This window comes from Mesorhizobium sp. M5C.F.Ca.IN.020.32.2.1 (assembly GCF_004023105.1).
GTDB lineage: Bacteria > Pseudomonadota > Alphaproteobacteria > Rhizobiales > Rhizobiaceae > Mesorhizobium > Mesorhizobium wenxiniae.
The window spans coordinates 1-424 of sequence record NZ_RZSX01001691.1; the positions used below are offsets into that span (position 1 = coordinate 1).

At 65.8% G+C, this 424-nt stretch carries 1 protein-coding gene; it reads left to right on the forward strand.

What is annotated here, in order from left to right; genetic code table 11:
* On the forward strand, nucleotides 1–424 hold a 424-nt coding region (locus EOA86_RS38190), incomplete at both ends, for a 2-C-methyl-D-erythritol 4-phosphate cytidylyltransferase (protein WP_206630301.1).

The window sequence follows — 424 nt, forward strand, 5'->3', positions numbered from 1 at the left end:
GTTTTTGGCGCATCCGAGAATCGGTCCTGTCGTCGTCGCCATCCACGCCGACGACAGCGCGCTTTTTCGCAGCGCCGCCGGAGCCAACGCCGATCGAGTCATCACGGTGACCGGTGGCGCGTCCAGGCAGGACTCCGTCCGGCTCGGGCTGCTTGCGCTGAGAGGCCATGCACCGAGTCAGGTTCTGGTCCATGATGCCGTTCGCCCGTTCGTCGACGCCGAATTGATAGACCGTACGATCGCCGCTATCGGCGAGCGCCAGGGAGCGCTGCCTGCCTTACCCGTCGCCGACACGCTGAAACTTGAGTCGGCCGCCGGCATGATCGGCGAGACGGTTTCCAGGAACGGGCTTCATGCCGCCCAGACGCCGCAAGGCTTCCCGTTCTGGCCGATCCTGGCCGCCCACGAAAAGGCCCATCGCTTG